Genomic DNA, 25,995 nt, shown 5'->3' on the forward strand with positions numbered 1-25,995 from the left:
CCCGCGCAACCTGAGGCTGATCGGGCTTTCGGGCTCGCCCTGCTTGACAGGGCTCATCGGCCGGGCTCAGCTTTGGCTCAAAGAAAGGGCGATGCGGCCTGTCTTCGCAGCCAGCGTTTCGCTCACGAGGGAGCGCCACGCATGGAGGAATGCGAGGCCCATCGCCGTGCTCATCGTTGGAAGGCCGGAACGCGGTGCACCGCATCTGCCGTTCTGGCCCTTGGTATGCTGTTGCTTGGCGGCGCACCGACGCCATTGCACGCACAATCCACGCAACAGCCCGCGACTGATGCGAAAACGATCGGCATCCTGCTCGTCCACGAGAAGGTCGACCGGCCTCCCCCTCTGTCGCTGCTCGACATCCCGCCGAGCGATGACGGCGTTGCGGGCGCGAAACAGGCCATCGCCGACAACAACAATACCGGGCGCTTCCTCGGCCAGGATTTCCGTCTCGACATGATCGAGAGCGCCAAGCCCGACGAGCTCGTCGCGGAAGCTGTCAAGCAGGTCGCCGCAGGGCAGCATTTTCTTGTGCTGATGGTCCAGCCGCAGACCGTGCTCGCGCTGGCCGACGCGCTGAAGGACAAGGAGGCGCTCCTCCTCAATGCCGGCGTTCCCGACGAGAACCTTCGCGAGGAGGATTGCCGCGCCAATGTCTTTCACACCAGCCCATCGCGCGCGATGCTGGCCGATGCGCTGGCGCAATATCTCGTCTGGAAGCAATGGCGGCGCTGGTTCCTGATCGCCGGGCAACAGCCGGAGGATATCGCCTTCGCCGAGGCGCTCAAGCGCGCCGCCAAACGCTTCGGTGCGCGCATCGTCGAGGAGCGGACCTTCATCGTCGAAAGCGGCTCCAGGCGGGCCGATGGCGGCCACGAGCAGGTCCAGCAGCAGATTCCGCTATTCACGCAGAACGCCGCCGCCCATGACGTCGTGGTCGTCGCCGACGAGTCCGAGCAGTTCGGCGAGTATTTGCCGTTTCGCACCTGGGAGCCGCGGCCGGTCGCGGGCACACAGGGCCTGGTGGCGACAAGCTGGCATCCGGCGCTCGAGCAATGGGGTGGGACCCAGTTCCAGAATCGCTTCAGGCGCTCGGCCAACCGGACGATGCGCCCGCTCGACTACGATGTCTGGCTGGCGGTGCGCGCCATCGGCGAGGCGGCGACGCGCCGTCGCTCCACCGCCTTCGCCGAAATCTCGGCGCATCTGCGTTCAGCCGAGTTCGAGGTCGCCGGCTTCAAAGGGCAGAGGCTGACATTCCGGGACTGGAACGGCCAGCTTCGCCAGCCGCTGCTGATCGCGACGCCGAAGCTCCCGGTCTCGGTCTCGCCGCAGCCGGGCTTCCTGCACCAGTTCTCGGTGCTGGATACGCTCGGGATCGATCGGCCCGAAACGAAGTGCAAAATGTAGGAGACCGGTCGTTCTGACCTGAAGTGAATAGCGTCCTGAATTCTCGAAACGATGATCGGGAGCTGAACATGAGGCTGAAATACCCTCTTCTGACCGGCGCGTTGCTATTGCTCCCGGTCCCCGTGGAAGCGAACACCGTGTTCGTCTCCAATGAGAAGGACAACACCGTCAGCGTCATCGACAGCAATACGCTGCAGGTGACCAAGACCATCAAGGTCGGCCAGCGTCCGCGCGGCATCACGCTCGCCCGGAATGGCGAATGGCTGCTGATCTGCGCCAGCGACGATAACACCGTGCAGGTTTTCGACGCGAAGACGCTCGAATTCATCAAGAACCTGCCATCCGGCCCCGATCCGGAACTCTTCGTCCTCCATCCGACGGGCAACCCGCTCTACATCGCCAACGAGGACGACAACATCGTCACCGTCGTCGATATCGAGAAGGGCACGGTCCTGACCGAGATCCCGGTCGGCGTCGAGCCGGAAGGCATGGGCGTCAGCCCGGATGGGAAGATCCTCGTCAACACCTCCGAAACGACCAACATGGCGCATTTCATCGATACCGAGAGCAACAAATCGATCGATCATGTCCTGGTCGATGCCCGTCCGCGCTATGCCGAGTTCACGCCGGATGGGTCGCAGGTCTGGGTCAGCTCCGAGATCGGCGGCACGGTCAGCGTCATCGACGTGAAGACGCGCAAGCCCGTCGGCAAGGTCTCGTTCCAGATCAACGGCGTCAATGCCGACGCGATTCAGCCCGTCGGCGTGCGGATCACCAGGGACGGCAAGAAGGCCTTCGTCGCGCTGGGGCCGGCCAACCGGGTCGCCGTCATCGATGTCGCGACCCTGAAGGTCGAGCGCTATCTTCTGGTCGGACAGCGCGTCTGGCAGCTTGCCTTCACCCCGGACGAGAAGCAGCTCTTCACCACCAACGGCACCTCGAACGACGTCTCGATCATCGATGTCGAGAAGCTGCGCGTGACCAAGTCGGTGAAGGTCGGGCGCTATCCCTGGGGAGTCGTGGTCGCCCCATTCTGATCCGTTCACGCAACACAGGCGGCAAGCCGACAGATCTATCGGAAGGACAGCCATGAAGATCAGCCTCGTCGCCCTGCCAGCCACGGCAGCCCTTATGGCCGGCACAGCCCAGGCCGAGGGCTATCTCGCCCAGAAGGTCGAGCGGCTGCCGGTGCTGGAACTTGGCCTCGGCAATGCCGGCTACGGCATCTCGCAGAAGGACTTCAACCTTCTGACGGGCAAGGGCTATGTGCTGAAGCTCAAATCGACCGGTGCCAAGGAATGCGCCTGGGTAGCGCCGGAATTCACCAATTTCATCTGGCTGCGCAAGGTCGAGGTCAACAAGGTCGAGATCAAGGCCAGCCATATCTACGAGATCGAGATGGAGCGCGAAGGCGAGGCGGAGCTGTTCTTCGTGCCGATCCGGCCCGGCGAATATGCCTGGTCCTGCACGGGCCTGGCGGACAAGGGCATGGCCGGGCGGTTCATCGTCAAGTGAGCCTGGATATCCATCCCCCCGCCGTCACGGCTCTTTCGGTCGCCGAGGTGAGCCACGCCTTCGGGGACCGGCGCGCGCTCGTCGATGTCTCGCTCGACGTTCCGGCCGCCTCGTTCACCGTGCTGCTCGGCCTCAACGGGGCCGGCAAATCGACGCTGTTTGCCCTGATCACCCGGCTCTATGACAATGTCAGCGGCGAGATCCGCGTCTTCGGCCATGATGTGCGCCGCGCGCCCTCGGCGGCGCTCCGCCAGATCGGCGTGGTGTTCCAGAGCCGCTCGCTCGATGCCGATCTCAGCCTCCTGCAGAACCTCACCTATCACGCCGCGCTGCACGGCTTCGGCCCGGGGGCGGCACGCACCCGCGCCATGGCGCTGCTCCAAACCGTCGGGCTGGCCGACAAGGCGCATGACAAGGTCCGTGCCCTCTCCGGCGGGCAGGCGCGCCGTGTCGAGATCGCGCGCGCCTTGCTGCACGAGCCGCGCTGCCTCCTGCTCGACGAGGCGACGGTCGGCCTCGATATCGGTGCGCGCGAAGGCATCATCGCCCTGGTGCGCGGCCTCGTCGCCGGCGAGGGGCTCGGCGTCCTCTGGGCGACGCATCTGATCGACGAGGTCGCGCCGAGCGACCGCATCATCGTGCTGCACAAGGGCCGGGTCCTGTTCGCCGGCGATCACGACAGCCTGCTCGCCATGACCGGTATGGAAACGGTCCGCGATGCCTTCACGGCGATGACCGGCTCGGCAGCCGCGAACGCGCAGGGTGCGGCGGCATGAAGCCGGTTCCGACAGAGCGCCTTTCGGTGACGCGCGAGGGCCCGCATGTCCGCTCCGGCCTCGCCGGCTATCTCGCCTGTTTCAACGGCATCGTCTGGCGCGAGGTCCTGCGCTTCATCCATCAGCGCGAGCGCTTCCTCTCCGCCCTGGTGCGACCGCTCGTCTGGCTCTTCATCTTCGCCGCCGGGTTCCGCCAGGTCCTCGGCGTCTCGATCATCCCGCCCTACGAGACCTACGTTCTCTACGAGGTCTTCGTGACACCGGGCCTGATCGGCATGATCCTGCTCTTCAACGCCATGCAGTCATCGCTCTCCATGGTCTATGACCGCGAGACCGGCGCAATGCGGATCTTGCTCGTCAGTCCGTTCCCGCGCTGGTTCCTGCTCGTCTCCAAGCTGATCGGCAGCAGCGCGGTGTCCCTGCTGCAGGTCTATGTCTTCCTGCTGATCGCCTATTTCTGGGAGATCGAACCGCCCCTGCTCGGTTACTTCACCGTGCTGCCGGCGCTCGTACTCTCCGGCCTGATGCTCGGCGCGCTGGCCCTGTTCATCTCCTCGATCATCCGGCAGCTCGAGAACTTCGCCGGCGTCATGAACTTCGTGATCTTCCCGATGTTCTTCGCTTCTTCCGCGCTCTATCCGCTCTGGCGCATCCGGGAATCGAGCCCGCTGCTCTATGAAATCTGTCGCTTCAATCCCTTCACCCATGCGGTCGAGCTGATCCGCTTCGCCCTCTATGTGCAGCTCGATCCTGCCTCGCTCGCGGCGGTGCTCGCATTCACCGCCGTCTTTCTCGCTGCCGCGATTTACGCCTATAATCCCTCCAAGGGGTTGCTGGGCCGGCGCGGTGCTCCCGGAGGCGCGGCATGACGTTCGCGAGTGGCCTTTTACAGAACCGGCGCCTGCTCGATGCGGCGCTCCCGATCGCTTGTGGCGTGGCCCTGTTCGCCAGCCTTCCGGCGCAGGCGGTCGAGCCGGAATGGCCCTGCATTCAGAGGAAGGTCCTGACCCTCACCGCCGCACAAATGTGGGACGGCCCCGATGTCGATGGGCTCTCGGGCTGGCAGGACGATGCGGAGATGGGACGCCTGATCAAGGGGCTCGTCAGCCGCGCCAACCCGATGGAGAAAGCCGCGGAGAGCCTGGAGCAATGGGCCAAGGCCCAGCCTGACGCATCGCGGGACGAGAAGCTGAAGACGCTGTTCGCCGGCGTGCTGAAGTCCATCAATGACGATCGCGCCGTGGTCCTCGCCGGCCTGGAACGGTTTCAGCACCGGCAAAGGGAGATTGCCGAGCGCATCCAGGAGCAGGGCGCGGCCCTGAACACGCTTCGCGCCAAGGCGGCTACGGACGAAAAGGCCAAGGCTGAGCTGACGGCAGCCGAGGACAGGTACAAGTGGGACACGCGCTTCTTCGCCGAAAGGCAGGAATCGCTCCCAATCGCCTGTGAGATCCCCGTGCAGATCGAGCAGCGCGCTTTTGATCTCGCCCGCGAAATCCGGTCGCTGATGAAGGACTGAGGGGGCCAGGTAGCAGCGACTTCAGAACGCCGGCGCGACCTCGTCGAGCGGAAGCAGCGCATCGCTCCAGCCATCAATGCCGTCAGGGAACCAGATCACGTTGCTGTAGCCCCAGGAGACGGCGCGTTTGGCCGCGTTCCACGACATCCAGCAATCCTTCAGGCAGAAGAACACCAGCGCCCTCGAACGATCACCTTCCGTGAGCGTTTCCAGTCGCACTTCGAAGGCCCGCAGCAGCGGCTCTGGTATGACGCCATAACCCATATTGGCCAGCCAGGTCGCGCCCGGAATGCTCTTATGCGGCGGCTCGCGCCAGATCACGTGCGCCGGCAGGTTCGCCGGTTTCATGGCACGTGGCAGCACGTCGATGAAGAGCGCCTTCTCGTGCCAGAGAGCCTCCGCCGCTGGCGTGTCGATGACACGGGCTCCCTGCAGCGTCGCAGGAACCGGCGCGCGATAGGCATCGGTGCGATAGCCGGACGGCTCGTCCGGTATGCTCTGCGCCTGGCTGCCCGCCACGCCCGTCACCAGGAGGCAAAGGGCCAGCATGGTGGCCTGGCGCCACATGGTCAGCGCCGTGGCAATGTGATCGGCACCGTCTCCTCGTCCAGCAGCGGCACGCCGAAATCGAGCAGGATCGCATCGATATCGCCCTGTCTCTTGGCGATGATCTCGTTCAGCGTGTGCTTCCAGCCATCCTCCTGGTTGCGCACCCCGAACGTGATCCGATAAGCCATTCGCGGCCCGATCGTTTCCTTGAGCAGCGGCGTCACGGTCAGCGCTTCGCCGCCACGCCTGGCGAAATAGCCGCCGATCGGCCCCCACAGAATGCCGGCATCGATCTCCCCCGAGCGGATATCGGCGATCATCAGTTCGGCGGGAGAGTCGTAGCGCCGGTCGACGGTCAGCGGATAGGGCTTCGCCTTCTCCATGAGCCCGAGCATCGCCATGATGTTTCCGGGCGGTGTCCCCGCGACGATGCCGATACGCTTCCCCTTCAGGCGCTCATCCGCGAGCATTTTCACGCCATCGAGCCCCTGCCCCGGCCGAAAGAGCAGGACATAGCTCGAGCGGTAATAATGGTTGCTGTTGAGGACGAGATCGTCGCCCTGAGCATAGCCGATGATGAGATCGCAACGCTTGGCGAATAGCGTCTGGCGCACGAAACCCGTTGCCTGCGGAAACCAGGTATATTCGAGCGGGATCTTCAGCTCGTCCGCGACGAGCTCCGCGATCTTGTTCTCGAAGCCCTGCCGCGCCTCGTTGGAGAAGGGCAGATTGGCCGGATCGCTGCAGACCCGGAGAACCTCACGATTGACCAGATCGGCGCGGCCAGTCTCGGCCGCCGCGCTCAGGCTTGCTGCGGCGACGAGCACAAGCGCGCCAAAGATCAGCCGCAGACTGACACAGGCTGAACGAAGCACGTCCACCAGCGCTATCTTGGTCGCGAGGCCGGGCAACGAGCCGCTGCGTCCCGCTCTAGAGCATTTCCGCGTTTCTTCGAATCGCGAAAATACTCTAGGCTTTTGTTTTATCGCATTTTCTTCACGCGAACCGGTACCCGCTTCGCTCGAAAATGCTCTAGGAACCCATGCAGGTCTTTTCATTCTGAATGGCCGTCTCCGGCTTTTCACCGCTGCGCTCAGGGCGCGAGCCGCGCGGCAACGCGCCATCGGCACGCGCCTTGAGGTAGACGTAGATGTCGTCGAGGTAGCACATGACATTGACGTTATCGCCAAGCGCCGGCATGACGCTCGTCTTGTCCGGGCGGTTCACCGTACGCCCGCCGGCCACGACCGCCATGAAGTCCTGATATTTCATCGTTTTCAGGGACTCGACCAGCCCCGGCGCATAGGACGAGCCCTCGCCCTCGGGACCGTGGCAGACATGGCATTCGGAGTGATAACGGCGGAAGCCTGAATAGGTGTACCAGTCGACCTTGCCATCAGCGGTGATGTTGTAGGTCGGCTCGCCGTCCGCGGTCATCCATTTCCCGTCTTCCTCGGTCTTGGCCGGCTTTTTGTCCTGGGACGACCCGGAGGTCGCCACCAGAAGCACCGCCAACATGGCGAGATTTGCAAATGCGAAGCCGATGCCGAAGTGTTTCACTTTCAGCCTCTCCGGTAGTCCCCCGCCTGGCTGCCGTTAGCCGCGATCGTGGGACGGACGTCAAAAAGGCCGGCGCAACCTTCTCAAGCCGCGCCGGCCGTCCGCCGCGTGTCGATCACGGCAGCGTGAACACCGTCAGCGTGCCGCCGAGCGCGGTGTAGTCGCGCAATCCGGCATAGCCGCCGACCGCGCCGAGACCGTCGGTCGGGTTCGTCAGGCCAGCGGCGAGACCGATGCCGGCCCAGCCACCGATGCCCGACAGCACTGCGACATGCTGCTTGCCACCATGGCTATAGGTCATGACGTTGCCGATGATGCCGGAGGGCGTCTTGAACTTGAACAGTTCCTTGCCGTCCTTCTCGTCGACCGCCTTCAGATAGCCTTCCAGCGTGCCGTAGAACACCACGCCGCCGGCGGTCGTGAGCGCGCCCGACCAGACGGAGAAGGGCTCCTCCTTCGACCAGACGATCTTGCCCTCGCCAGCGTCCCACGCAATGAAATTACCCATTCCGCCATGGCTGCCGGGCGCGGGATACATCGACAGGGTCGCGCCGACATAGGGCTGACCGGCCGTGTAGGAGACGCGGAACGGCTCGTAGTCCATGCAGACATGGTTCGTCGGCACATAGAACAGGCCGGTACGCGGTGAGAATGCCGCCGGTTGCTGGTCCTTGGAGCCGAGCGCTGCCGGGCAGACACCCTTGGTGTTCTTGTCCTGGCCGGTCTGGAAGGTCGACATCGCCGGGACCACCTGCGGGCGGCCGAATTGCGGGCTGTTCTTGTCCATGACCACGCCGGTCGTCCAGTTGACCTTCGGATCGAATTTCTGCGCGACGAGCAATTCACCGGTCACGCGATCGAGCGTGTAGCCCAAGCCGTTGCGGTCGAAATGCACGAGCGCCTTGCGGGGTTGGCCACCGACCGGGATGTCCGCAAGGATCATCTCGTTGACGCCGTCATAGTCCCATTCGTCGAAGGGCGTCATCTGGTAGGCCCATTTCGCCACGCCGGTATCGGCATCGCGGGCGAAGATCGTCATCGTCCATTTCTGGTCGATCGGCTTGCCGTCGGCACCGGCCCGCTGCACCGGGTTCCAGGTCGAGGGATTGGCCGTGCCATAGAAGAACAGGTTGGTTTCCGGATCATAGGAATACCAGCCCCAGGCCGTGCCGCCGCCGATCTTCCACTGATCGCCCGTCCAGGTCTTCAGCGAGGAATCCTTGCCCACCGGCTTGCCGAGCGAGGTGGTCTTCTCCGGATCGATCAGCATCTCGTTGTCCGGTCCGGTCGAGAAGGCCCGCCAGAGTTGCTTGCCGGTCTTCATGTCATAGGCGGTGACATGCCCGCGCACGCCGAATTCGGCGCCGGAAATCCCGACGATGACCTTGTCCTTCACCGGCAGGACGGTCGCGGTGTTGGTCTCCCCCTTCTTCGGGTCGCCATTGACCGCTTTCCAGATCTCCTTGCCGGTCTTGGCGTCGAGCGCCACGACGGTGGTGTCGGCCTGATGGTGGAAGATCATGCCGTCAGCATAGGCGACGCCGCGATAGACCGTGTCGCAGCACATCACCGGGATGACCGATGGATCCTGCTTGGGCTCGTACTTCCAGATGATCTTGCCGTCCTGGGCCAGATCGAGCGCGTAGACGATGTTCGGGAACGGCGTGTGCACATACATCGTGTTGCCGATCACCAGCGGCGCGCCCTCGTGACCGCGCAGCACGCCGGTCGAGAAGGTCCACGCCACCTTCATGTTCTTGACGTTATCTCGATTGATCTGGTCGAGCTTTGAATATCGCGTATTGGCGTAGTCGCCCGTCTGGATCGCCCACTGATTTGGATCCGACGTTTGCTTGATCACATCAGGATTGGCTGATGCTTGTGTTGAAATGACTACGCCTGTTAACAAAGCGGCCGATTGGATGATCTTGCGCATGGCGTTCCTCCTGGCGTTTTGTTTGTATTGGGTAGCGCTCCATAGTATCACGGCAAGCCGCCGAAGCGTCCGAAGCGCTTGGGCACGCGTAGGGATCACGACTGTATCAACGCCAAACGAGCGCCAGCCGCAGAAGCCGATTTCTATCTATGGGCGCATGGTGTAGGCCCTTTTTTTGAATTGGACAAGATCACAGCGTGACAACTCGTCGCATTTTCGCCTGAACTCGGCGAAAGCGCCTCCGACATCAAGCGATCCGTCACGATTACTGACCTATCAAAGAGCAGTCGCAACATTTTTTGCATCGCACAATTTAATGGGAAGATCGGATAACTTGGTGATTTGCCAAGGTCAGAGCACGAAATGGCGACGATATCTTTTGCGTGCTACAAACGCTGATGGTTGTCGCCTCGAAGCCATCAGGCCCGGATGCAGGTTTGCTCATAGGCGAGCCTGACGGGAATAGCCTCGCCAAGCCGCGACGGCGCAGGCAAATGCTCTTCGGCGCGATACTGGGGCTGGCTCTGCTTGCGCTCGGCGCAGGCAATCCCGTGTTGCGGGCCAGTGCTCAGACCTCTCCTTCAGTCACTCCTCTCGAGGTCACCGAAATCGCGCCCGGCGTTTTCGTGCATCAGGGCGCCTATGCCGTGTTCACGCCGTCGAACCGGGGCGATATCGCCAACCTGTCCTTCGTGATCGGTCGCGATGCGGTCGCCGTGATCGACACCGGCGGCAGTGCGGCCATCGGACAGGCCCTGCGCGCCGCGATCCGGGCGGTGACCGACAAGCCCATCCGTTACGTGATCAACACGCATATGCATCCCGACCACCTGTTCGGGAATGTTGCTTTCGCAGATGATCGGCCGGACTTCATCGGCCATCACAAGCTGGCGCGCGCACTGGCGACGCGAGCCGAGCGCTATCTCGCCATCAACGCCGAATTGCTGGGTCCGGAGGCCTTTGCCGGCACGCGACTGATCCCGCCGACGCGCGTGGTGCAGGATCGGCTCGTCATCGATCTCGGCGAGCGCGAGCTGATGCTGGAAGCGCAGCCGACGGCGCATACGGACAACGACCTGACAGTGCATGACAGCACGACCGGAACGCTTTTCCTCGGCGATCTCCTGTTCATGCGGCACATTCCGGCGCTCGACGGATCGATCCGCGGCTGGATGGAACTGATCAACCGGCTGGAGCAGATCCCGGCAAGGCGTGCCGTTCCCGGCCACGGTCCGCCCTCGGCGGCATGGCCGGAGGCGATCCAGCCGCAGAAGCTCTACCTGCAAAGAATTTCCACGGAGGTGCGGCGCATGATAAAACAGGGGCGATCGATTGCCGAGGCCGCCGCTACCGTCGGGCTCTCCGAGAAGGATGCCTGGCTCCTGTTCGACGAGTTCAACGCCCGCAATGTGACGGCCGCGTTTGCCGAGCTCGAATGGGAATGATCACGGCGCCCGGCGGATGACCCGGAGGATGCCATGCCTGAGCTCATCGCCCGCCGCAGCGTCCTTGGCCTGGTCGGCGCCGCGCTGACCGGACTGCCGGCCATGCCGGCCTTCGCCTCCGAGGATCCCTGGCCTGGCCTCCATCAGGATGTGTTCCAGAACCGGCCGATCGTGGAAGATGGGCTGATCACGCTGGACGCGCCGATGCGTGCCGAGGACGCCGCACTCGTCCCGCTCACCGTGAAGGTCGCGCGCGACCAGGCCGCGCCGCCCAAATCCCTGACGCTGCTGATCGACAAGAACCCCGCGCCGGTCGTCGCCACTTTCTACTTCGGCGAAGGTTCCGGCGAGATCGAGCTGTCGACCCGCGTGCGCATCGACGCCTATTCCAACGTGCGCGCCGTAGTCGAGACCGCCGATGGCGCACTGCATATGACCACGAAATACGTCAAGGCATCCGGCGGCTGCTCGGCACCGGCACTGAAGGACGCCGAACTCGCCGAGGCCGAGCTCGGCAAGATGCAGTTCCGGCAATTTGCAGCGGACATGCCGAGCTCGAGCTCGCGCGAGGCGCAGCTCATGATCCGGCATCCCAATCATTCCGGGCTGCAGATGGACCAGCTCACCGGCTATTACATCCCAGCCAAATTCATCACCGACCTCGAAGTGAAACGCGGCGATACGCTCGTCTTCCGCATGGAGGGCGGCATCTCGCTGAGCGCCGATCCCAATATCCGCTTCACTTTCCGGCCGGCAGGGTCCGGCGACGTCATAACGGCCCAGGCGAAGGATACCGATGGCCGCGTGCTGCGCGGCAGCTGGCCGGTCAAGAGCGGAAGCGAGATGTGATCGCCCGACATGTTCGGCCTCTCCGACACGTCCTCGAAGCAGCCGCGTTCGCCGCTCTCGCTCTGCTATCTGCGCAAGTGCCGGCCTTCGCCGAAGCCAAGCTCACCGCTCGCGAGATCACGCAGCGCCTGTTCCAGCTCGCGCCGGGCGTGCGGGCCGATCTCGGTGGGCAGGATCTGCGCCGGCTCGATCTGAGCGGCCTCGATTTCCGGCGGGCACGGCTCGCCGGCAGCGATCTCTTCGGCACCGATCTCGTGCGTTCCAACCTGTCGGGCACCGATCTGCACGGCGCCCGGCTCGATCGCGCCGTCATCATCGGCACCGATTTCAGCGATGCCGATCTCTCCGGTGCGACCTTGCTGCTGCCAACGGCAGTGTCGAGCCTGACCTATGACGCCAGCGAAGCGCCGCGCTTCCGCAATGCCAATCTGGCGGGCACCCGGATCGTCGCCCATCTCAGTGGCGCCGACCTGAGCGGCGCCAATCTGACCGCGGCTATTTTCAACCATGCCGACATGCGCGGAACGCTGATGACCACCCTGCGCACCGAGCTTTTTGGCTGCGACCTCACGCGCGCGATCCTGCGTAATGCCGACCTGACAGGCATCATCCTGCGCTTCGCCAAATTGCGCGAGGCCGATCTGACCGGTGCCTCGCTGATCAATGTCGATCTGTCCAAGGCCGATCTCACCGGCGCCGATGTGACGGGGGCCGACCTGACCGGTGTCGATTTCGACGGCGCGATCCTGGTCGGCGTGAAAGGGCTCGACACCGCCAGGGGGCTTGCTCTGGCGCGCAATCTCGACAAGGCGGTAAGGTGACGCGTCGACTTCGTTGCGGAGCACGCCTGTGCTGTTGCTCGATCGGTCCGCTCGCCCTGCGCTGATTGCCGTCGCCGCTGCGGTGGCGGCTTTGCTTTGCGTCCGGCACAGCGGCGCCCAATCGCAGCAAAACGTCGATACGGCCCTCATCCTGGCGGTCGATGTCTCAAATTCGGTCGATGCCCTCCGTTACCGGCTGCAGGTCGAGGGCATTGCCGATGCGCTCGAAGATCCCGCCGTACAGGAGACGATCCTCGGCGGCGCGCACCAGTCGATCGCGGTCAGCGTCATCCTCTGGGCGGATCGGCCGAATCTTTCGATTCCATGGGTCAGGATCGCCAGCGCGGCCGATGCCGCCGCGCTGGCGGGCAAGGTGCGCCGGCTGGTCCGGCAGGACGGCGAATTCACCTGCGTGGCGCAAATGCTGCGCTTCGTCGCCGACAAGATCACGCCGCAGATCCCGGTGCAGGCGAGGCGCGTCGTGCTCGACGTGTCCGGCGACGGGCGGGAGAATTGCAACCCCGAGATCGCTCCCTCCGCGGTTCGCGACGACCTGGTCGCGATCGGCCTGACGGTCAACGGCCTGCCGATCCTGGAGGGAAGCCAGGCGGCGACGCTGGAGCGCTGGTATGGCGAGAACGTCATTGGCGGACCCGGCGCCTTTCTTTTGCCGGCACGCGGCTTCGAGGATTTCGGCCGCGCATTCAGGCAAAAATTCATGACGGAAATCAGTGGATTACCGATCGTGCCGATGACCGAGCCCGCTGGACTGAAGCCGCAGGTGCAACCGTGACATACACCGCCGAAGACAGGTTCTTGATGCGGCAGGACGGCCAGCCCCTTTGCAACGGGCTCCCGGCGGGTGTAGGCTCCCCTCGCTTTCCTAAGCGAAAGCTGGCCACGATCTGGAGATACCGATCATGCGCAAGTGGAAAAAACCCGCGATCATTGAAGTGACGGTCGGCTGCGAAGTGACCTCCTACGCGCCGGCGCAGCTCTGAAGCGTTCGATCTAGGGTACGGTTTGCCGCCTGCGGCGGAATGCGGAGATTTATGCCCGCGTGAAGCCGCCGGGTGTCAAAATCACGATTGCCTCGCCTGGAAGATCATGGCGGGGAGCTGTGTTTTGCGTTTGCACGTGAACGCTCGCGCAGTTCACGCCGTGAAGTGCGTCTTCGCTCCGGCGATCGCCCTTCACGGCGCTTTTGCGCTTGATTGCAATGCGCGGGGCGCCACATGACTGCTGAGACCACCCAGGATCTCGCGGCCCAGGATCTTGCGACGATTGTCCCGGCGCTTCCCCGCGGCGTCCGGCTGCGCTTTGACGAGGCCCGGCAGCAATGGTTCCTGCTCGGCCCCGAGCGTGTCTTCGAGCCCGACGAGACCGCGATCGAGATCCTGCAGCGCATCGACGGCACGCGCAGTGTCGAGGCCATTGCCGAGGATCTGGCGACGAGATTCGAGGCCGACCGCGACGAAATCGCCGCCGACGTCATGGCGTTCCTGCGCGGCCTGGCCAATCAGAGGATGATCGATCTGTGAGCGAGGTCGACACGCTCGTGCGGGCCGGCCCGGCGCGGCCCGAACCGCCGCCGCCCATGGGTCTGCTGGCGGAGCTGACGCATCGCTGCTCCCTGCGCTGTCCCTATTGCTCCAACCCGCTCGAACTCGACCGGCGCTCGAGCGAGCTCACCACTGCCGAGTGGAAACGGCTGATCGATGAGGCGGCGGCGCTCGGCGTCCTGCATATCTATTTTTCCGGCGGCGAGCCGATGCTCCGGCGGGATATCGCCGAGCTGGTCGCCCATGCGCACGAGGCCGGGCTCTACACCAACATGATCACCTCCGGCGTCGGCTTCCAGCCGGCCCTGCTGGACGCGGTCGCCGAGGCCGGCCTCGACCATATCCAGCTCTCGATTCAGGCCGTCGACGCGGCGACCTGCGACCGCGTCGCCGGCTACCAGGGCGCATTGGCGCGCAAGCATGCCGTCGCCGCCGACATTGCCCGGCTCGGGCTGCGGCTCACGGTCAATGCCGTCGTACACCGGGAAAACGTCCACCAGATCGGCGATTTCGTGCGGCTCGCTGAGGATTGGGGCGCGGCGCGCATCGAGATCGCCCATGTCCAATATTATGGCTGGGGCCTGGTCAATCGTGACCGGCTGATGCCGACGCGCCGGCAGGTCGAGACGGCGATGGCCGATGTCGAGGCGGCCAGGAGCCGTACGGCCGGGCGCCTCGTCATCGATTGCGTGCTGCCGGATTACTATGCCCGCTACCCGAAAGCCTGCATGGGCGGCTGGGGCGCTCGCCTGATGAATGTCACGCCGTCAGGACGCGTCCTGCCCTGCCATGCGGCCGAGACCATCGCGGGCCTGAGTTTCGACAATGTCCGCGACGCGAGCCTGTCGGAGATCTGGTACCGCGGCGTGGCGTTCAACGCCTTCCGCGGCACCGACTGGATGAAGGAACCGTGCCGGAGTTGCGAGCGGAAGCACCTGGATTTCGGCGGCTGCCGCTGCCAGGCCATGGCTCTGGCTGGCGACGCCTCTGCGACCGACCCTGCCTGCTCGCTGTCGCCGCTGCATCAACAGGTCGTGGCGCTGGCGGAAGCAGACGCCGCGTCTGACCGCAGCGACTTCATTTATCGGACCTATCAGGGCGTGTGACGCGCCGCGGACCGGTGCCCACTTTGCTCGAAAATGCTCAGATATCCCGTTCATCGGCGCTGCTGCAGCGCCAGCGGACCACCCGCCAATCCGGATGTTCTCCCGTCCATTGCGCCACATAGGGCTGAGCGCTCATGGCGCAGCGGTTCGGCGACATGTTGGCCTGCAGCGGAATGCGCTCGTTCCGGCAAATTGAGGGATCGCTCACCAGGCAAACGGAGATGACGATTGCAAGCATCCACTGCTCCTCGGCAGTTGCGTCTCTTGATCAGCTCCAACAATAGCAAAAATCACGCCAACGCTACGGGGCATGGAGTCGCTGCCATATCTTTCGGACCTTTCGCGCGGCATGCGCGCATGAGGCGAATGGGCGACGATCATCAGTCCGGAAACGCTGCTCAAGCGGCCGATAACGGATCATCCTTGGGATCCACCGATGATACGCCCGTGACATGGCTCGCGCCGGCCACTCGGGCTGGATCGAACCGCATGCTCTGATGGCTGGCCTGCCGTTGAACGGCCGAAGGCGGAAGCCCGTAGCGCTTCTTGAACAGATGGGTGAAATGCGAGGAGCTGCTGAAACCCCAGGAGAAGGCGATATCGGTTAGGGTCTTGCCCGATCTCGGGCCGAACTCCAGCTCCTCCAGGCATTTCTCAAGCCGCCTCTGCCAGATATAGCCGGTGATCGTCGTGCCTTCGTCGGCAAACGACATGTGGAGATAGCGCTTCGTGCGATCCAACGCCGCTGAGAGCTGCTCGATGCTGAGCTCCGGGTCGCTCAAATTCTCCTGAATGAAAGCCTTGATCCGGAAGGTCAGAGCGGAGCGGCCTGACTGGTGAAAGCGCGCTTCCGAAAAGAAGGGCAGCAGTACGAGTTCGAGCAGGGTTTCGGCCACCTGCTGCTCGCAGCACGGAGGCAGCGCGGGCGCCTCGCTGAAGACGGACGTGACGAAATTATGCGCCAGCCGGCCCGCGCCCTCGCGCGCCGAGACCTGCTGCGCATGGAACTGGTCGAGCGGCACGCCGCGTTGCTCCATCAACGCCCTGGGGATGATGACGACGTGATGCCTGGTCAGCGCGGGACTGGTGATCAGGTGCGGCCGCGCCACGTCATAGACCAGGCAATCGCCGGGAGTGATCACGAGACGCCGGCCATCCTGCTCGAAGATCGACGTGCCATAGGTCTGGAACAGCACCTTGATGACGCGATCTCCACCGAGCTCCGTCCATGTCGCGGGATGCGCGACCCGGTGCTGGCTGACTTCGATCTGGCAGAGCCGCAGCCGCCAGATCGTCGCATAGTCGATATGGCCGTCGATCGTCCCGGCCCCGAATGCGTCGACATGCAACCGGCCGCATAACGTGCCCAAAGCCTGCGCCCAATAGGCGGGCCGCAGGGGAGCTGCTGTCTTGGCCGTGCTGAGGGATACAATTGAATGGGTCATCGTCGCGCTCGTTCAAGCTTCGACCGGGCCACTATACATCGGCGCCCTGCAGTCACAAATCGTTCCCGCGTTCTGCTGCGACCGCCGACATTCCTCGACAGGCAAGCCGCCCTTCCCTGTGAGGCAAGCCCCGCGGCAAGAAAGATACAACACTGCCACCCGGGCGTGCGTCATCAGGTGCACGCAAACAAGCACCGGATTTCCGCGCGCGGGATCGTGGTCGTTCCCGAGGCAAAGTCATACCGGCAACTGGGGAGGGACAAGATCATGACGCAGGCCATATCCATCCACCCTTCGATTGATCGCGGCCTCCCGCCGGCTTCGGCCGGTTTCGCGGGCGGAACGCTCGTCTGCAAATGCACCGACCGCCCCGTGAAGGTGCGCGTCGACTCGCAATCGGCCCATAATCACGCCTGCGGCTGCACCAAGTGCTGGAAGCCGAAGGGCTATTTTTTCGCGATGATCGCCGTGGCCCCGCGCGACAAGGTCACCGTCCTCGAAAATGCCGACAAGCTACGGGTCGTCGACCCCTCCGCCACCATCCAGCGCCATGCCTGCACGGGATGTGGCGTCCACATGTACGGGCGGATCGAGAACAAGGGCCACCCGTTCTACGGACTCGATTTCGTTCATACCGAATTGTCTTCGGAGACGGGCTGGTCGCCCCCGGAATTCGCGGCCTTCGTCTCGTCCATCATCGAATCGGGCGCTGATCCGGCCAACCAGGGCAATGTCCGGGCGCGGCTCCGGGAGCTGCGCCTAGAGCCCTATGATTGCCTCTCGCCGCCCTTGATGGATTTCATAGCCACGCATATCGCCAAGGCATCCGGCGTGTTGAAGTCCTGATCGTTGCTTGGGAGGGACGGGCCATGAAGACGCGTGCCGCCGTCGCCTGGGAGGCGGGGAAGCCGCTGACGATCGAGACGGTCGAGCTCGGCGGGCCAAAGGCGGGCGAGGTGCTGGTCGAGGTGATGGCAACCGGGATCTGCCATACCGACGCCTATACGCTCTCAGGCATGGATTCCGAGGGCAAGTTCCCGGCGATCCTCGGTCATGAGGGCGCCGGCATCGTGCGCGAGGTCGGCGCCGGCGTGACGACGTTGAAGGTCGGTGACCACGTCATCCCGCTCTACACGCCCGAATGCCGCAATTGCAAAAGCTGCCTGTCGCGGCGCACCAACCTGTGCACCGCGATCCGCGCCACGCAGGGCCAGGGCCTGATGCCCGACGGGACCTCGCGCTTCTCCTGCGATGGCGGCGAGGTCTTCCACTATATGGGCTGCTCGACCTTCGCCAATTTCACCGTGCTGCCGGAGATCGCGGTCGCAAAAGTCCGCGAGGACGCGCCCTTCGACAAGATCTGCTATATCGGCTGCGGCGTGACGACCGGCATCGGCGCGGTGATCTACACGGCGAAGGTCTGGCCCGGCGCCAATGTCGTGGTCTTCGGCCTCGGCGGCATCGGGCTCAACGTCATCCAGGGCGCGCGCATGGTCGGAGCCGACAAGATCATTGGCGTCGATATCAACCCGGGCAAGCGCGCCATGGCCGAGAAATTCGGCATGACCGACTTCATCAACCCCAGCGAGATCGGCAACGACAAGGTGGTGCAGGCGATCGTCGACCTGACCGGCGGCGGGGCCGACTTCTCCTTCGACGCGACCGGCAACACCAATGTGATGCGCCAGGCGCTGGAATGCTGCCATCGCGGCTGGGGTGAATCGATCATCATCGGCGTCGCCGAGGCGGGCAAGGAGATCGCCACCCGTCCATTCCAGCTCGTCACCGGCCGGGTCTGGAAGGGCACCGCCTTCGGCGGCGCGCGCGGGCGCACCGATGTGCCGAAGATCGTCGACTGGTACATGGAGGGCAAGATCAATATCGACGACCTGATCACCCACAAGCTCACGCTCGAGGAGATCAACCACGGCTTCGACCTGATGCACGAGGGCAAGTCGATCCGGTCCGTCGTCGTCTATTGAGGTGGCCGTCGCCATCTTTTTGCTCGATAGCTCCGCCGTGATTGGGGCCAACTAGCCTTCCTCGTCATGGTCGAGCTCGTCCCGACCATCCACGCCTTCTCTTTTCGATCGAGATGTTCAAGACGTGGATGCTCGGCACAAGGCCGGGCATGACGGAGGCGAAGCAGCGCGAAGGGAGATATGCGGAAGTGCTTTGGTTCCGCCCAACGCGCCGATGCCTCAGAAACAGCGCAACTCGCCCTCGATCTGCGCCCGCTTCAGGCGCGCCACCTTCTCGCGCATCAGCGGCATGCTGAGGAACATCGACGTGTTCTGGCCGCCGCGCTGGCGCACCGACATGATCGTCTCGGCTTCCTCATAGTCCTTGTAGGGCAGGACGGACGCGATCACGTCGATCGAACAGGCGCATTTTTCCAGCACCTGCCGCGTCTGGCCATTCGCCGCCATGCAGCCGAAGACATAATCGGCGCGCGTGACCGTCGGATAATCATTGACCGGCGCGTCGACGGCGCCGGCGGCGCAGATGCCCATGATGCTGGCGAGCAGCAATCCCGCGACTGATGCCTGGGTATGACGGCGGCACCTCTCCCCCGTCCCAATCGCGTTCATGGCTGTCCTCGCGATCCCGTCAGGACAATGCGCTCCGTGAGCTTCGGCGCGCCCGCCAAGTCGCTGGTGAATTCGGATTTCAACTCGAGCAGCATCCCGGGCGCGGCCTCGGCCACCACAAATTCGAATTGGGCTCCCTCATAGCCGAGCATGCGTGTGGCATTGGGATCGTCGACGAAGGGCCTGACCGTGATGCGGGTCGCATCCAGCAACCTGCCCTCGAACTCGGCCTTGGTCGCCTCGCTCGTCGCCTTGTCGCGCAGGCCGGCGCGCAAACGATCCTTGAAATAGGGCGCCTTCCCGCCGGTCAGTTGCACCATGTTGCCGACGGACCGATCGAGGAAGATGACGAGCAGCGGATTGCCGGTGAGCCCGCTGATCGAATTGACGTCGCGTGCTCGTTCGCCCGTGAACATGCGCAGGTCGATATCGCGCGCGCCGTTTTCGGTGACAGACTTGATCGTGAGCTTGATATCGTCGCCGAAGGGTTGGCCGAGCCGCTGCGTGTCAGAGGCCGAGCGCTCAAGGTGATAGGTCAGTTCGGAGCCCGCAGCCACGCCTGACAAATGCGGACGGCTGAACAGGATTTCGGCCGGGCTCTCCTGAGCCCATGCCGGCCATGGCGCAAGCACCAGCAGAACCAGCAGCGCCAGGCAGCGCGCGAAGGCGAATGCGTATCCGCTCACATTGCATCTCCCCGATATGGACCAGGTCGAGCAGGCAGCTTCATTGCACGATAGAACGCGCCGACGGGCGCAGCAACCGAACTAAGCCGCCGGCACGAAGGCGCCAGGCGGGACATGGCCCGGCTCGACATAGGCGTGGTGGAGCGCGTCCAGCATGGCCCAGAGCACGTCGCATTTGAATTCGAGCGCTGCGATCACCGCCTGCTGCTCGGCCGGCGTGCGAGCATGGGCCGTGACATAGGCGAGCGCGGTCTCGACATCGCGCCGCGCCTGTTCCGGGCGGGCGGTGAAATAGCTCAGGCTCTCCGGACTGACGAAATCGTAATGCGCCAGCATGCCCTCGACACGGTGGCGAATGACCTGCGGCGAAAACAGCTCGGTCAGCGAGGACGCGACCGCTTCGAGCAGCGGGCGCTCGCGCACGAAATTGACGTAGGCATCGACGGCAAAGCGCGTCGCCGGCAGCACGCCGCGATGCGCCTGCACATCGGCGCGGGCCAACCCCAGGCTCTCGCACAGGCGCAGCCAACGCTCGATCCCGCCCTCGCCATCCTCGTGGCCGTCATGGTCGACGAGGCGCTGGCGCCAGGCCCGCCGCAGCGCCGGATCGCCGGCCCGCGCGATCAGAAAGGCGTCCTTCACGGGGATATGGGCCTGGTAGGTGAACCGGTTCAGGGCCCAGGCCTGGACCTCACCCTTGGTGCAGCGGCCCGAATGCAGCCGGACATGGAAGGGATGCTTGTCGTGGTAGCGCTGTGCGCCGACCTCGCGCAAACGCTGCTCCAGTTCCTCGGGCGATAGCAGAGCGGTCACAGCCTCACCTCCATGCCGTCATAAGCCACGTCGACACCGGCGGCCTCGATCATCAGACGCTCAGGCGAGCCCTCGATCAGTGCCGGATTGGTGTTGTTCAGATGGATATAGATTTTTCGAGCTGCCGGCAGCCCGGCAAGCCAGGATAGCGAGTCGCCGGGACCCGTGATCGGCATATGCCCCATCCTCCGCCCGGTCTTTTCGCCGACCCCGCTCCGGACCATCTCGTCATCGGTGAACAGCGTGCCATCGAAGAACACCACATCGGCGCGTCCCGCCTCGGCGCGCACCCTGTCGGAGAGGACGGCGCAGCCGGGAATATAGACGAGAGATCGGCCCCCGCCGCCGATCCGGATACCGGCCGTTTCGCCGGCTTCGGATTCGAGCTGTAGATTGGCACCCTCGAGGTAAAGCGGAGCCTTGCCGGGAACGGAAAAGAGCTCCGCCATGAGCCCGCCGGCCAGCGCGACCGGCTCCGAGGCGATCGCGGTGACGCGCCGTGCCGGCACCGGCCGGAGCATTGGGTTGCCATCGATCGCAGCCAGAACGGGCGCGAGCGCAATCAGATCGAATGGCTGCCGCTCCCGCACGCTGAGTAGCCCCGCGACATGGTCGATCTCGGCGCTGCTCAGAATGATCGTTCCGATCGGCGAGTGCCGCGCCTGGCGCGGCCACAGGGCCGGCGTCGCTCGAATCTGGCTGCCGAGATCGGGGGAGGCGTTCAGCACGACCCAGGTTTCGTCGTCGAGCGTCACCGCAAGGCTCGATTGCGTCCGCCAGGGCGCGCGGGGGTCCCCGCTCCAGGCGAGCGTGCAGACCCGGCATCGACAATTCCATTGCGGAAAGCCGCCTCCGGCAGCGGCGCCGAGAACGACGGCCTTCACCGGAGCCGCTCAGGCACCGCTTCCGACGCGGAAGCGCAAGCCACCATCTCCACCCGATTTGCGACCCAGGACATGTCCGATTCCTCGTGCCGAGAACCGATCAGCGCAACGTAGCTTTGGTCTGCTGAAGGCAGCCTAGGGCATCGGCGCCGTCGAGACTACGGCTGTCGACGCATCGATCGCCCTGCCTCGCCCATCAGCAAGGCGAGGATCGGGCATCCCGGCCGCGAGGCTGGCGAGCTTCGCGAGATATCGGCAGTCCCGATCCGCAGGTCTGGAGGGCCGCCGCGCAACGGCTTCCTCAGAACTTCACCGCGAGATTACCCTTGAAAGCATGGTCCTGGGCATCCTGGGCGAGCTGCCCGGTATAGGATAGGCCGAGCGTCGCGCTCTTGCTGATGGCAAGATCGAGCCCGGCCTCGACCAGAGCGGCATCCCCCGCGATCGGCAGGCTGGCGACGGTGAAGGCGCTGGAGCCGGCAAAGGCGAGCGTCGCCAGCGGTGTGGTGTCGCCGAACGCATGGCGCCAGGCGAGGCCGCCGCGCAAGGTCAGCGCCATGCCCTGAAGATCGAGGCTGGTCGAGACACGCAGACCCAGCGTCGAGTAGCCGATGCCGGTGTCGTCGCTGCGCCCCGACAGCGCCGCCACCCCGCCGATCTCGTTGAAGCCGTCGCTATGCAGGTTGACATAGGCGAGCCCTGCGAAAGGCTCGAGCGCGACACGGCCGAGATCGATCCGATAGCCAAGCTCGCCAAACACCTGGGCGGTGCCGGCATTGTAATCGGCCCTGAGGCTGTTGCCGAAGCCGGCAAAGGCTGCGATGCGCGAGCTCTCGATCGCGTGCCAGGTATAGCTCGCGCCGGTGCGCAGGCTGACAGCGCCCCACTGCCCGCCGCCATAGACGCCGAGATGATAATTGTCGCTCTCGCCGGAGGAGAGCCGGCCCTTCACGTCGAATTCCGAACGGCTGTAACCCGCAACGAGACCAAAGCGCATTGTGTCGAAGGCCGCGACATCGGCGCCGAGCAGGAAACCGCCGGTCGAGCGTGTCAGCTTGGCAGCATTGCGGTCGCTGTCCGTCCGGCCCCAGGCGCCATAGCCCTGGCCCCAGACGGCGAAGCGCTCGGTGCTGAGCCGAGGCATCGAGCCCTTCACGGCGGGGGCGAGATCGGCCGTGAAGCCGTAGTTCATCGTCGCCATCGGCACCGCTCCGACCGAGCCGAAGGCCGAGCGCAGCCGATCGTTCATCGCGTTGCGCAGCAGCCAGCTCTCCTCGACCAGCGCGGTCTTGGCCGAGGCGTGGATCTCGCCGGAAAGCGCGTCGAAGGCCGCCCGCGCCGAGGGCGCGTCCAGCACCAAGAGACTGTTGTAAAGCGCCAGAGTCCCGCCGAGCTGCGGCAGCGTGTCGAGTCCGCCGGCGGTGGCGAGCTGATTGCGCGTCAGCGCCACGCTGCCGAACACCGCCGGCTGCTGGTTTGGTCCAGGATTCGGGTTTGGTCCGGGATCCGGATTGGGTCCCGGACCGGGATCGTTGCCCTTGACCTGGATGACGAGGTCGACCTGATTGGGCTGGTGGTCGAGTGCAAGCTCGAGGAAGGCCGATTGCGTCGTGGCACCGGTAAAGGTGCCGTTGACCCCGCCGGTTGCGGTGACGATCGTATAGCGCTGGCCGTTGATGTAACTCGTCTGCGGATCGAGCGCGGTGACGCCGACCTGGCTGCCGGCCACGGTCGCCATGGCGGAGGCCGCGATCCGGTCGGATGAGCCATTGCCGGCGATCTCGACGGCATAGGTCGAGCCAGCCGCCAGCACGATGTTGCCGTTGACGCTCAAGGTGCCGACCGAGTTTCCCGGCGCGATCACGGCGCCGGACTGGATCGTGGTCGCACCGACCGTACCCGAGCCCTGCAGGCGTGCGCCTGCCAGGACATCGAGCGTTCCGCCAAGGGCGCCATTCACGACCAGCGTGCCGCCGTTCACGGCGGTCGTCCCGATGAAGCCGTTCGAATTTCCGCTCAGCACGGTCGTGCCCGCGATGGCTTCGATGGCCCCGGCGCCGGTCATGGCCGCGGCGAACTGATAGGCGTCGGAGGTATGATTGAAGATCAGCTTGCCGTCGCCTGCGCCGAAGGCGATCAGCCCCGCTGCAAGCGAGCCGGGAGCGGCTGCAGCCAGGCCCTTGGCGGCGCCGATATTCAACGTGCCGGACGAGCCGGCGGCCGCGGCGATGCCGACCGAGCCGCCGATCTCGACCGCAGCGCCATAGGCAATGGTCAGGACGCCCCGCCCCGCGACGCCGATCTGCAGATCGGCACCGTTGAGCCAGGACGAACCCTGGCCGCGCACGGTCGCCTCGCCGATGCCGGTCGCTTGCACGCCAAGGGCCGACGCGCCGGAGGTCAGCTTGCCTCCCGCCTGGACGAATATCACGGCATTGCCCTGGCCGCCGACGGCCAGACCACCCGAGGCCGACAGGGACGAGCCGGCACCGCTGACGGAGATGCTGCCGCCAGACCCGGGCCCGGTCGCAAGGGAAACGGATTGGGCTGCGACAGTGCCGCCCGCCATGACCGACACTGCGCCGGTCCCTTCCTCGCCGATCAGCATGCTTCCGGAGCCCAGGAAGCTCGATCCCGCCCCAGTCACGTTGAGGATACCCACGCCCTGGCTGAAGCCGCCGACGAGGGCATCCAGCGTCGTGACCTTGGCTCCGGCCTCGACATTCAATGTGCCGGAACCGTTGGCGCCGATGGCGAAGTCCCCGGCATTCGCCCAGCTCGAGCCGCCGCCGGTCACGGTCGCGGTGCCTTTCGCAGTGGCGAAGCTTGACCCGATACGGGCCTGGTCGCTCGTGACCGTCCCGCCATCGGACACGGTCAGCGTGCCGGTGCCGGCCGACCCGACGAAGATACCGCCGCTCGCATTGAGCCTCGATCCCGCTCCAGTGATCACACCGGTACCTTGGCCCGTGGCAGCGCTGGCGAAACCGATGCCGACGACATTCAACGTGCCGCCAGCCGCGATCATCAGCTTACCCACGCCGTCGGATCCGAAGCCGGCACTGGCTGTCGTCGTCCATGACGAGCCGGCGCCCGAGATGAGGACCTCCCCCGTCCCCGTCGGGCCAGAGCCCGCAGTGAGTGACTGGGAAGTGACCTTGGCGCCAGCCAGAATGGTCGCCGCGGCGCTGCCGCCGGGGCCGATGGCAACGTCGCCGGTGCTGTCCCAGCGCGAGTCCGCGCCGGTGATCTCGAAACCGCCCGTCGAGCCAGCCAGCTCTCCGAACGTCGCGTGATGTGCCTGAACGACGCCGCCCGCCGAGACCTGCACGCTGCCGCTGCCGGTGCTGCCGAATACGGCACTGAGGCCCGAGAGCGTCCAGGTGGAGTTCGCTCCGGTCACGGTGACATGACCGGTCCCGGCATCGCCGACGATGACCTCGTCGTGGCTGAGCACCGCGCCGCCGGCTGCGATGGTGAGTTGGCCATTCCCCTGCCGGCCGACGACGAAGGTGCCGTTGGTCGTCCATGACGACCCGGTGCCTGAGACAGTGGCCTGGCCGGTGCTCGATCCGTCATTCCCGATGATACTCGAGGCGCTGTTGACCACGCCGCCGGCCGTGACGGTCAGCGTGCCGGTGCCACCGCCGCCGACGACGATCTGGCCCGAGTTCGTCCAGCTGCCGCCGTTGACGTTGACGCCGCCCTGCGAACCGCCGGTCACGGCGAGCGTGACGTCCGTGCTGCTCACCGAGCCGCCCGCATTGATGTTGAGGCTGCCCTGGCCGAAATTTCCGATGGAGAGCGGCCCGCTGAGCGTCCAGCTCGAGCCGGCGCCGGATATGCTGACCTGGCCCAGGCTGGCGCCGCTATGTCCGATGACGCCGGTGCTGCTGTTGAGAACGGCGCCAGCGTTGATGCTCAGCGAGCCCTGGCCCTGATAGCCGACGTAGAAATCGGCCGTGTTCGTCCATTCCGATCCACCGCCGGTGAGGAGCGCCGAGCCGGTCGAGCCGCCGTCACGGCCGATATAGGTGGTGCTGGTGAGCAGCGAACCGCCCCCCTGGATTGCGAGCACTCCGGTCGCGCTCCGGCCGATCGTGAGGACATTCGCGATCGCGCCCAGCCCGGAATTCTGCGGCGAAGGCAACACGGTATCGATATCTGCATCCACACCGAGCGTCGGCATGCCTGCGGTCCAGTTGAGCCCATCGAACCAACTCGTGGAATTGGCGCCCGTCCAGACAGTCTGAGCGCTCGCGGGCAGCGCCGGCGCCAGCATCGCAAAGGCCGTCGTCGCCAGGAGCAGGCTGCGCAGGCCGCAGCCGTGAGCATTCCACTTGCGCCTTGACCGCAGGTCGGCTGTCGGCAGCGCAGTGGCAGCCCGCCTCGACTTCGTGACCCGACCGGACCGGGAACCGGAATTCGCCTTAGGCATTGCTCGCCCCTCGAAACGCCATCTCGTCGCTTCGGGGCAGCCCGCAAGGCGCCGGGCGCCATGGCTGATGCGGAGCGCGCGACGCCGTGT

26 protein-coding genes are annotated in these 25,995 nt (G+C 65.0%); 15 read left to right on the forward strand and 11 right to left on the reverse strand.

All coding sequences use genetic code 11. The features are described from left to right. Window positions 1-255: 255 nt before the first annotated feature. The 6 genes from EV560_RS10155 (at window position 256) to EV560_RS10175 (ending at window position 5,220) form a co-directional block, all read left to right on the forward strand. Window positions 256-1,410 carry an ABC transporter substrate-binding protein gene (locus EV560_RS10155; RefSeq protein ID WP_248311980.1) on the forward strand — a complete coding sequence of 385 codons (1,155 nt, stop codon included), beginning with the start codon at window positions 256-258 and terminating at the stop codon, window positions 1,408-1,410. A 68-nt stretch (window positions 1,411-1,478) separates the two neighbouring features. Beyond that, on the forward strand, window positions 1,479-2,447 hold the full coding sequence (locus EV560_RS10160) for a YVTN family beta-propeller repeat protein (RefSeq protein ID WP_131855648.1): 969 nt from the start codon (window positions 1,479-1,481) through the stop codon (window positions 2,445-2,447). Between the two features lie 52 nt (window positions 2,448-2,499). Then, window positions 2,500-2,925, forward strand: coding sequence for a cupredoxin domain-containing protein (locus EV560_RS36345; protein ID WP_248311981.1), 426 nt, complete (start codon window positions 2,500-2,502; stop codon window positions 2,923-2,925). Continuing rightward, entirely contained in the window at window positions 2,922-3,701 is a 780-nt protein-coding gene (locus EV560_RS10165; protein WP_248311982.1) for an ABC transporter ATP-binding protein, read from the forward strand. The genes EV560_RS36345 and EV560_RS10165 overlap by 4 nt, the downstream gene beginning before the upstream one ends. Continuing rightward, entirely contained in the window at window positions 3,698-4,570 is an 873-nt protein-coding gene (locus tag EV560_RS10170) for an ABC transporter permease (protein WP_131855650.1), read from the forward strand. Before EV560_RS10165 ends, EV560_RS10170 begins: the two co-directional genes overlap by 4 nt. Then, window positions 4,567-5,220: a hypothetical protein gene (locus tag EV560_RS10175; RefSeq protein ID WP_131855651.1), complete on the forward strand. Its 654-nt coding sequence runs from the start codon at window positions 4,567-4,569 to the stop codon at window positions 5,218-5,220. Before EV560_RS10170 ends, EV560_RS10175 begins: the two co-directional genes overlap by 4 nt. A gap of 21 nt (window positions 5,221-5,241) precedes the next feature. Here the strand turns inward: EV560_RS10175 and EV560_RS10180 are convergent, their stop codons facing one another. From EV560_RS10180 to EV560_RS10195, 4 genes are all read right to left on the reverse strand, one after another. Next, window positions 5,242-5,769 carry a PQQ-dependent catabolism-associated CXXCW motif protein gene (locus tag EV560_RS10180; protein ID WP_131856188.1) on the reverse strand — a complete coding sequence of 176 codons (528 nt, stop codon included), beginning with the start codon at window positions 5,767-5,769 and terminating at the stop codon, window positions 5,242-5,244. 20 nt (window positions 5,770-5,789) lie between these two features. Continuing rightward, the gene (locus EV560_RS10185) at window positions 5,790-6,827 is read right to left on the reverse strand and encodes a substrate-binding domain-containing protein (RefSeq protein WP_131855652.1); all 1,038 of its coding nucleotides are present in this window, start codon (window positions 6,825-6,827) and stop codon (window positions 5,790-5,792) included. Next, the gene (locus EV560_RS10190; RefSeq protein ID WP_131856189.1) at window positions 6,802-7,287 is read right to left on the reverse strand and encodes a c-type cytochrome, methanol metabolism-related; all 486 of its coding nucleotides are present in this window, start codon (window positions 7,285-7,287) and stop codon (window positions 6,802-6,804) included. The genes EV560_RS10185 and EV560_RS10190 overlap by 26 nt, the downstream gene beginning before the upstream one ends. A 157-nt stretch (window positions 7,288-7,444) precedes the next feature. Further along, entirely contained in the window at window positions 7,445-9,265 is a 1,821-nt protein-coding gene (locus tag EV560_RS10195) for a methanol/ethanol family PQQ-dependent dehydrogenase (RefSeq protein WP_131855653.1), read from the reverse strand. Window positions 9,266-9,759: 494 nt separating this feature from the next. On the opposite strand from EV560_RS10195, the gene EV560_RS10200 reads away from it, so the two are divergent. The 7 genes from EV560_RS10200 to pqqE all read left to right on the forward strand — a co-directional run bounded on the left by EV560_RS10200 (window position 9,760) and on the right by pqqE (window position 15,048). Next, on the forward strand, window positions 9,760-10,710 hold the full coding sequence (locus EV560_RS10200) for a quinoprotein relay system zinc metallohydrolase 2 (RefSeq protein WP_131855654.1): 951 nt from the start codon (window positions 9,760-9,762) through the stop codon (window positions 10,708-10,710). A gap of 33 nt (window positions 10,711-10,743) precedes the next feature. Next, on the forward strand, window positions 10,744-11,559 hold the full coding sequence (locus EV560_RS10205; protein WP_131855655.1) for a quinoprotein dehydrogenase-associated SoxYZ-like carrier: 816 nt from the start codon (window positions 10,744-10,746) through the stop codon (window positions 11,557-11,559). Between the two features lie 77 nt (window positions 11,560-11,636). Then, window positions 11,637-12,380 carry a pentapeptide repeat-containing protein gene (locus tag EV560_RS10210; RefSeq protein ID WP_248311984.1) on the forward strand — a complete coding sequence of 248 codons (744 nt, stop codon included), beginning with the start codon at window positions 11,637-11,639 and terminating at the stop codon, window positions 12,378-12,380. Window positions 12,381-12,408: 28 nt separating this feature from the next. After that, window positions 12,409-13,173, forward strand: a complete 765-nt coding sequence (locus EV560_RS10215) for a DUF1194 domain-containing protein (RefSeq protein ID WP_248311985.1) — start codon at window positions 12,409-12,411, stop codon at window positions 13,171-13,173. A 127-nt stretch (window positions 13,174-13,300) separates the two neighbouring features. After that, a complete protein-coding gene (gene pqqA, locus EV560_RS36855; protein ID WP_131856192.1) occupies window positions 13,301-13,381 on the forward strand; it encodes a pyrroloquinoline quinone precursor peptide PqqA in 81 nt (26 codons plus the stop codon). Between the two features lie 234 nt (window positions 13,382-13,615). Next, on the forward strand, window positions 13,616-13,921 hold the full coding sequence (pqqD, locus tag EV560_RS36015) for a pyrroloquinoline quinone biosynthesis peptide chaperone PqqD (protein WP_207907988.1): 306 nt from the start codon (window positions 13,616-13,618) through the stop codon (window positions 13,919-13,921). A 17-nt stretch (window positions 13,922-13,938) separates the two neighbouring features. Beyond that, complete coding sequence (gene pqqE, locus EV560_RS10225) at window positions 13,939-15,048, forward strand: pyrroloquinoline quinone biosynthesis protein PqqE (protein ID WP_465247003.1); 1,110 nt, start codon at window positions 13,939-13,941, stop codon at window positions 15,046-15,048. A 37-nt stretch (window positions 15,049-15,085) separates the two neighbouring features. Here the strand turns inward: pqqE and EV560_RS10230 are convergent, their stop codons facing one another. Both EV560_RS10230 and EV560_RS10235 read right to left on the reverse strand, forming a co-directional pair. Beyond that, entirely contained in the window at window positions 15,086-15,286 is a 201-nt protein-coding gene (locus EV560_RS10230) for a hypothetical protein (RefSeq protein ID WP_131855657.1), read from the reverse strand. Window positions 15,287-15,446: 160 nt separating this feature from the next. Continuing rightward, the gene (locus EV560_RS10235; RefSeq protein WP_131855658.1) at window positions 15,447-16,493 is read right to left on the reverse strand and encodes an AraC-like ligand-binding domain-containing protein; all 1,047 of its coding nucleotides are present in this window, start codon (window positions 16,491-16,493) and stop codon (window positions 15,447-15,449) included. 267 nt (window positions 16,494-16,760) lie between these two features. On the opposite strand from EV560_RS10235, the gene gfa reads away from it, so the two are divergent. Together gfa and EV560_RS10245 are read left to right on the forward strand one after the other, a co-directional pair. Next, window positions 16,761-17,339: an S-(hydroxymethyl)glutathione synthase gene (gfa, locus tag EV560_RS10240; RefSeq protein ID WP_131855659.1), complete on the forward strand. Its 579-nt coding sequence runs from the start codon at window positions 16,761-16,763 to the stop codon at window positions 17,337-17,339. A gap of 23 nt (window positions 17,340-17,362) precedes the next feature. Then, complete coding sequence (locus tag EV560_RS10245; protein ID WP_131855660.1) at window positions 17,363-18,475, forward strand: S-(hydroxymethyl)glutathione dehydrogenase/class III alcohol dehydrogenase; 1,113 nt, start codon at window positions 17,363-17,365, stop codon at window positions 18,473-18,475. A 219-nt stretch (window positions 18,476-18,694) separates the two neighbouring features. Here the strand turns inward: EV560_RS10245 and EV560_RS10255 are convergent, their stop codons facing one another. From EV560_RS10255 to EV560_RS10275, 5 genes are all read right to left on the reverse strand, one after another. Next, window positions 18,695-19,084, reverse strand: a complete 390-nt coding sequence (locus EV560_RS10255) for a hypothetical protein (protein WP_465247000.1) — start codon at window positions 19,082-19,084, stop codon at window positions 18,695-18,697. Beyond that, on the reverse strand, window positions 19,081-19,770 hold the full coding sequence (locus EV560_RS10260; protein ID WP_131855662.1) for a hypothetical protein: 690 nt from the start codon (window positions 19,768-19,770) through the stop codon (window positions 19,081-19,083). The genes EV560_RS10255 and EV560_RS10260 overlap by 4 nt, the downstream gene beginning before the upstream one ends. A gap of 81 nt (window positions 19,771-19,851) precedes the next feature. Beyond that, complete coding sequence (gene pqqC / locus EV560_RS10265) at window positions 19,852-20,583, reverse strand: pyrroloquinoline-quinone synthase PqqC (protein WP_131855663.1); 732 nt, start codon at window positions 20,581-20,583, stop codon at window positions 19,852-19,854. Next, on the reverse strand, window positions 20,580-21,467 hold the full coding sequence (pqqB, locus tag EV560_RS10270) for a pyrroloquinoline quinone biosynthesis protein PqqB (RefSeq protein ID WP_131855664.1): 888 nt from the start codon (window positions 21,465-21,467) through the stop codon (window positions 20,580-20,582). Before pqqB ends, pqqC begins: the two co-directional genes overlap by 4 nt. A 301-nt stretch (window positions 21,468-21,768) precedes the next feature. Further along, window positions 21,769-25,656 (reverse strand): autotransporter domain-containing protein, encoded by a 3,888-nt coding sequence (locus EV560_RS10275; protein ID WP_165923406.1) that lies wholly within the window; start codon window positions 25,654-25,656, stop codon window positions 21,769-21,771. Window positions 25,657-25,995: the final 339 nt, after the last annotated feature.

The sequence above is a fragment of the Allobosea sp. BK604 genome (assembly GCF_004341515.1).
Classification (GTDB): Bacteria; Pseudomonadota; Alphaproteobacteria; order Rhizobiales; family Beijerinckiaceae; genus Allobosea.

Coding starts and splice junctions, on each gene's coding strand:
- pqqD (WP_207907988.1), top strand. CDS start 13,616: ATGACTGCTGAGACCACCCAGGATCTCGCGGCCCAGGATCTTGCGACG.
- EV560_RS10200 (WP_131855654.1), top strand. CDS start 9,760: ATGCTCTTCGGCGCGATACTGGGGCTGGCTCTGCTTGCGCTCGGCGCA.
- pqqA (WP_131856192.1), top strand. CDS start 13,301: ATGCGCAAGTGGAAAAAACCCGCGATCATTGAAGTGACGGTCGGCTGC.
- EV560_RS10170 (WP_131855650.1), top strand. CDS start 3,698: ATGAAGCCGGTTCCGACAGAGCGCCTTTCGGTGACGCGCGAGGGCCCG.
- EV560_RS10160 (WP_131855648.1), top strand. CDS start 1,479: ATGAGGCTGAAATACCCTCTTCTGACCGGCGCGTTGCTATTGCTCCCG.
- EV560_RS10205 (WP_131855655.1), top strand. CDS start 10,744: ATGCCTGAGCTCATCGCCCGCCGCAGCGTCCTTGGCCTGGTCGGCGCC.
- EV560_RS10175 (WP_131855651.1), top strand. CDS start 4,567: ATGACGTTCGCGAGTGGCCTTTTACAGAACCGGCGCCTGCTCGATGCG.
- EV560_RS10255 (WP_465247000.1), bottom strand. CDS start 19,084: ATGAACGCGATTGGGACGGGGGAGAGGTGCCGCCGTCATACCCAGGCA.
- EV560_RS10245 (WP_131855660.1), top strand. CDS start 17,363: ATGAAGACGCGTGCCGCCGTCGCCTGGGAGGCGGGGAAGCCGCTGACG.
- EV560_RS10275 (WP_165923406.1), bottom strand. CDS start 25,656: ATGCCGACGCTCGGTGTGGATGCAGATATCGATACCGTGTTGCCTTCG.
- EV560_RS10180 (WP_131856188.1), bottom strand. CDS start 5,769: ATGCTGGCCCTTTGCCTCCTGGTGACGGGCGTGGCGGGCAGCCAGGCG.
- EV560_RS10195 (WP_131855653.1), bottom strand. CDS start 9,265: ATGCGCAAGATCATCCAATCGGCCGCTTTGTTAACAGGCGTAGTCATT.
- EV560_RS10235 (WP_131855658.1), bottom strand. CDS start 16,493: ATGACCCATTCAATTGTATCCCTCAGCACGGCCAAGACAGCAGCTCCC.
- EV560_RS36345 (WP_248311981.1), top strand. CDS start 2,500: ATGAAGATCAGCCTCGTCGCCCTGCCAGCCACGGCAGCCCTTATGGCC.
- EV560_RS10185 (WP_131855652.1), bottom strand. CDS start 6,827: ATGAAAAGACCTGCATGGGTTCCTAGAGCATTTTCGAGCGAAGCGGGT.
- EV560_RS10230 (WP_131855657.1), bottom strand. CDS start 15,286: ATGCTTGCAATCGTCATCTCCGTTTGCCTGGTGAGCGATCCCTCAATT.
- EV560_RS10190 (WP_131856189.1), bottom strand. CDS start 7,287: ATGTTGGCGGTGCTTCTGGTGGCGACCTCCGGGTCGTCCCAGGACAAA.
- gfa (WP_131855659.1), top strand. CDS start 16,761: ATGACGCAGGCCATATCCATCCACCCTTCGATTGATCGCGGCCTCCCG.